The organism is Paraburkholderia sp. GAS41, assembly GCF_050436545.1.
In the GTDB taxonomy this organism is placed as follows: Bacteria; Pseudomonadota; Gammaproteobacteria; order Burkholderiales; family Burkholderiaceae; genus Paraburkholderia.
Genome location: NZ_JBNDMK010000068.1, coordinates 1 through 3,189, shown reverse-complemented (window position 1 = coordinate 3,189; position 3,189 = coordinate 1). Strand labels below are relative to the sequence as shown.

The 3,189-nt window shown below is 60.0% G+C and carries 2 protein-coding genes and 2 pseudogenes; all 4 read right to left on the bottom strand.

Annotation, left to right across the window (positions count from 1 at the left end):
* Positions 1–32: 32 nt before the first annotated feature.
* Positions 33–491, bottom strand: a pseudogene (locus P3T43_RS35470) (IS30 family transposase); the annotation flags it as partial.
* Between the two features lie 85 nt (positions 492–576).
* Positions 577–2,079 (bottom strand): group II intron reverse transcriptase/maturase, encoded by a 1,503-nt coding sequence (gene ltrA / locus P3T43_RS35465; protein WP_429285641.1) that lies wholly within the window; start codon positions 2,077–2,079, stop codon positions 577–579.
* Positions 2,080–2,139: 60 nt separating this feature from the next.
* On the bottom strand, positions 2,140–2,472 hold the full coding sequence (locus P3T43_RS35460) for a hypothetical protein (protein ID WP_429285640.1): 333 nt from the start codon (positions 2,470–2,472) through the stop codon (positions 2,140–2,142).
* A gap of 217 nt (positions 2,473–2,689) precedes the next feature.
* Positions 2,690–3,187 (bottom strand): annotated as a pseudogene (locus tag P3T43_RS35455) (IS30 family transposase); the annotation flags it as partial.
* Between the last annotated feature and the right edge of the window lie 2 nt (positions 3,188–3,189).

The window sequence follows — 3,189 nt, the reverse complement described above, 5'->3', positions numbered from 1 at the left end:
GGCGGTTTCAAGGGTGAAGCGCAACAGCGGGTTTAATGTTTAGAGCCTTGAGGTTGACTTGCTGAAGCAAGGGTCGCGGCGAAGACCTCGAATGGCGAATGGAACGCGTGAGTGGCGCGAGGCCGACTGTTCAAACTGTCGGCAATGGCGTCGAGTTCGTCCTGACTGTAGACCGAAAGGTCCGTGCCTTTGGGCAGATACTGACGCAGCAGTCCGTTGGTGTTTTCACAAGTGCCGCGTTGCCATGGGCTGTGCGGGTCGCAGAAGTACACCTTCACGCCGGTCGCGGCGGCGAGCTCTGTATGTCGCGACATTTCTTTGCCCTGGTCGTAGGTGAAGCTCTGCCGTAATGGCTCGGCAATCGAATTGAGTTTGGCGCAGAAGCCCGCCAGCGCTGAAGCGGCGGTGGCATCTTCCATCTTCGCAAGCAGCACCAGGCGGCTGGTCCGTTCGACCAGGACGCCTACCGAGGACTGGTTGCCAGCGCCCTTGTCGGGTAAGAACGTGCCGTTACCGGCACGTTCTCCCCTAAGAACCGGACGGGCGAGTCACCCCGCATCCGGCTCAAGCCATTCTTCAGCACCATGGGGTGGCACCGGACAGACCGACAGGATGTTTCGCGGCGCGACGACGGGCAAAGTAGGGCGTCCATGCCGGGTCAAACGGATGGGCCGGTCCACGAACCTTAACGTGACGCGTAATCGCGACCGTCGTTGCGCGGAAGAGCCGCAGGCTACCGATATTTCCGTCAGCCCGAACTGCCTCCGTCGCAAAGTCCCACGACCTTTGTCCGTCGGTCCGGAAGTATCGCCTCCTGACCCATCGTGCTCCTTTGTTGGGATGCCTGCGCAATGCCCACCTCCAGAGCAGTTGCCAGATGTGTGAGTCTATCAATGAGAAGGTGGCCTTCGCCACGATGTGGCGGTGATACATGGCCCATCCCCGGATGACCGGGTTGAGTTGCTGTATCAGCGCGCGCTGCGTGACGCTTGCGTGACCCTTGATGATTCCCCTGACCTTCTCAAGCAGCGAGCTGACACTTTTCCTCGCTGGCTTGATCAGCAGTTTGCCGCCGTATTTGCGTACGTTCTGGCCCAGGAAATCGAAACCCTCCGTTATGCGTGTAATCCGGGTTTTCTCCTCCGACAGTTCCAGACCACGAACCGCCATGAAGCGACGGATCGCAGGAAGAACCACGGATTCCAGTACTTCTTTCGAAGCACCGGTCACCACGAAATCATCGGCATACCGGATAACGTTAAGTTTGGCCTTGCGACGTGGGAGTTTCGAGACACCGATGCTCGCGTGTACTGCCGCCTCAAGTCCATCCAGCGCTATATTCGCGATTACGGGCGAGGCAATACCCCCTTGGGGTGTGCCTGCCCGCGACTCGAACCGGGTTCCCTCATCAATATATCCGGCCTCAAGCCACTTGCGCAGGATCGCCTTATCCATCGGTATGTGCTCCCGAAGCCAGGGGTGACTGAAGTTGTCGAAACAGCCTCGTATGTCACCTTCCAGAATCCACTCTGGCGATACACGCCTTGCCAGAGCGATGAAGCATTGTTCGATGGCGTCGGCAGTCGAGCGTTCGGGCCGAAAGCCATAGGAATTCGGATCCGCCAGTGTCTCAGCCACGGGTTCCAGTGCGAGCTTCCATAAAGCCTGCATCGCCCGGCACCGCATACACGGAATTCCTAACGGACGCTTCTTTCCATTACTCTTGGGAATGTAGACACGTCGCAGCGGCATCGCGCGATAGCCACGATGACGCAGCGACAGCATTCCGTTCCATCTGGCCGCCGGTGATGACCAGATCTTCCCGTCCACCCCCGGCGTTCTCTTGCCGCGATTTTCCGTCACCCGCTTCACGGCCAGCATCTTGCCGTGATACGAGCGGGTCAGCAGACGTTGCAAGACCTTCACCTTGCCCCACCGGCCTTCCCGGACTGCCTTGGCGATACGCAACTGAAGTCGTTTCACCTCTGCCTCGATGTTTGTCCAGTTCGCCTGGTCCCACATCTGGGCAGCGCGCGAGGACGCACCAGCGCCCGACACTTGCGTATCGTTCGCCGTCATCTGCTTTCCCTCGTACAACGATTCGTCAAGTTTTTCTCGCCATGAATGACCGCGCGGAAGTCAGCCCGCTTTCGCGTCGGACGATGTCTCAGTCCGTATCCCGTCCATTACAGATGGGCCTTCGCTTTTTCCGCATTCCTTTACCCGCAGCGCCAACAGCGTTCCTTGCGGTTCGCCTGCCGTTGCCGGCAGCACTATGGGCTTACCCTGTTCCGCATGAATCTCGGGATGGTGCGGACCCGTCAAATGCGCCGGCGGCGTTCTGTCCATGATGGCCCATTCATCAGAAGCCATTCCTTGCCGCATACCGTTTTGGTTCAAGCCTGTCAGCACGTTTGGCTTGTTAGGAGTAACGACGCGTTTTAGACGTTCACATGTGTTGGTCGTACCCATCCATCCCTTGCGCCTCTCCGCCTTCGTGCTGGCAGATTCCGCGTTGCCTCGCGGCTCGGCGTACCGGATATCCGGCGGCTACGTTGTCCCCGAGGCTTCACACAGCACCGTTACCGGTTCTGCATGCCCGGGTAGGGAACAGCTGATGGAACAGCCGGTCTCATCAGGTCATGCCTACCCCCGTGAAACAGAGAAACATGCGACTTGCAGGTCGCACGATGAAGTCGCCTTCCCAGTGCCCAGGCAGCAGTCGGTCTTCGATTTCAGGCGGCCGCACATGAATGCTGACCATGTCGGGAATCTGTCCGCGCCGGTCGGTACCTCGTGTGCGCGGCATGCGCGTGCTGTGGCCGTGGCGCAAGCAGGCGATGAGCTGACGGCGCAGTTCGCCGCGCGGCTGGGCGTAGATGGCCGTGTAAATGGTTTCATGCGAAACCTGCCGCGTCGGGTCGGTGGGATACATACGCTTCAGTGTGCCCGATATCTGCTGGGGCGACCATTTCCACTCGAGCAGGGTCAGAACGATGCGCCAGCACACACTGTGCGGGCAAAGCTTCGTGGGGCGGCGACCCGCGCTGCGGCGCGCGGCCCTGAGTGCTTCAGCGGGCACGGATGCGTAGCCAGCAGGTGAGCTGTTTCGCGTCAGCTCACGGCTCACGGTGGCTGGCGAGCGCCCGAGTATCCGGGCCATGGCCCGGATACTCGAACCCTGCAGAT

Bases quoted from the DNA above. Each gene is read 5' to 3' on its own strand.
- ltrA (WP_429285641.1), bottom strand. From the start codon at position 2,079: ATGACGGCGAACGATACGCAAGTGTCGGGCGCTGGTGCGTCCTCGCGC.
- P3T43_RS35460 (WP_429285640.1), bottom strand. From the start codon at position 2,472: ATGGGTACGACCAACACATGTGAACGTCTAAAACGCGTCGTTACTCCT.